Source organism: Neobacillus drentensis (assembly GCF_036965645.1).
GTDB classification, from domain to species: domain Bacteria; phylum Bacillota; class Bacilli; order Bacillales; family Cytobacillaceae; genus Neobacillus; species Neobacillus drentensis_D.
Genome location: NZ_JBALPZ010000168.1, coordinates 1 through 1,791, shown reverse-complemented (window position 1 = coordinate 1,791; position 1,791 = coordinate 1). Strand labels below are relative to the sequence as shown.

The window sequence follows — 1,791 nt, the reverse complement described above, 5'->3', positions numbered from 1 at the left end:
TAGTCGAGTAGAAGAGAACCTCTCTACCTTACGGTAGATTGTGTTCTCCCCCCTCACAGAACCGTGCTTGCACTATTAATGCACACGGCTCCTCCAAGTCATCATTTACAGAATATAGCTTATCTCTTTTCTTAAATCATAAATATTCACTTTGATTCTTGGTGAAGGTAATGGATATTTACTAAGAAAGAGCCTAAATTTATCCCATGTAAAGGATTTCCTTTGGCTTCTTCTGTTTAGCCATTTAAATAGTAAATACTCGATTTTCTCTTTGAAGTTGTTAACAGTTTGGGTATTATCTGTGATGCAATAATAGTTGTAATAGCCTATTAGTGAGCGTTTAAATCTATCCATAATCATATGAATATCTTTATTTCTATTATTCTTCAGCCATTCTTTAGATTCTTTTAGTTTGCCTTGGACTTTCTTTCTGCTCGATTTCCGCTTTACTCGAAATCTCCCTTGTTTACTTTTTCCACAATAGTGTGTAAACCCAAGGAAATCAAATGTAGCTGGTTTCCCAGTCCCATTTCGCTTTCCATTGTTCTCCGCAAACCGCCCGAAGGGAATAATTTTAGTTTTATCCTCGGCTATTTCTAAGTTAAATTTCTTTAATCTCGACCTTAATGAGTTGAAGAATTGCTGAGCCTCACTTTTATGTTGAAAACAACAAACAAAATCATCTGCGTATCTTACTATGTATGTCTGTCCTTTGCACCGTTTCCTGACCACTTTCTCAAACCATAGGTCAAGAACGTAATGGAGATACACATTGGCTAATATCGGAGATATTACTCCACCTTGCGGTGTACCATTGTCAGTCTTGTATTTCTTACCTTCCTCCATGTATCCACCTTTAAGAAATCTGTTGATTATTCTTAGTAGGTTAGGGTCTGCGATCCGGTGTTTTAAGAACTCCATCATCCATTTGTGGTCAACGTTGTCAAAGAAACCTTTGATATCTACATCTACTACATAATTTACTGATCTCTTCTCAATATAATGGTTCAGTATTTTCAACGCATCATGACAATTTCTATTAGGACGGAACCCAAACGAACAATCTAGAAAGTCATTTTCATAGATGGCATTTAGTATTTTGGTAATGCCTTTTTGTACAATTTTATCCTCATGTTCCGGTATTCCCAATGGTCTTTTCTTGTTTGAGTTGAGCTTTGGAATATACATTCGTCTTACTGGAACAGGGCGATAACTTTTGCTTTTAAGCCTAATTACTAAATCCTTTATGTTTTCCTTCAAGTTTTCACTGTATTGTTCTTTAGTCGTTCCGTTAATACCAGTCGCCTTTTTATTAGGCAGTCCATGATGACACTGTAGTAGCGATTGCTCATTTAATAAATGTGCAAGAGATGTGAATTTCATTTTAGGCTCGAATTTTGCTAATTCTGCTATCCTTAGTAGTTTTGTTTCCATTTATGACTCCTACCTCTGTGTGTAGTAAATGTGTCCCTAGTAAGGGTGATAACTGGTAGCTAGCCTTCCCTCCATCGGAATTACCCAACTTCATTGGTACTACGCTGCTATCCGACTCCCTACCTGGCATTTGGTTTCCTTGCTTGTTATCGCTTGTACACCATACTCTTCTTCAAAGAAAAGACCGGTAGGGTCTCCCGAGTTGCCGTATCATATCAATGTGTAACGTGCCAAGGTCTCTGACCCCAGAGAGGTTATCTCCTTCTTGCCTCTGACGAAGAATATAATGTTGCTTTCTGCACGCAGGTAAGGCATCAGCCCTCTCAGTTTACTAACGTTTATGGAGCTCAATCCCTT

General features: G+C 38.1%; 1 protein-coding gene. It reads right to left on the bottom strand.

Going from position 1 to position 1,791, the window contains the following annotated elements:
- Positions 1 to 105: 105 nt before the first annotated feature.
- The gene (gene ltrA, locus V7266_RS25870) at positions 106 to 1,434 is read right to left on the bottom strand and encodes a group II intron reverse transcriptase/maturase (protein WP_335472121.1); all 1,329 of its coding nucleotides are present in this window, start codon (positions 1,432 to 1,434) and stop codon (positions 106 to 108) included.
- Positions 1,435 to 1,791 lie beyond the last annotated feature (357 nt).

Bases quoted from the DNA above. Each gene is read 5' to 3' on its own strand.
- ltrA (WP_335472121.1), bottom strand. From the start codon at position 1,434: ATGGAAACAAAACTACTAAGGATAGCAGAATTAGCAAAATTCGAGCCT.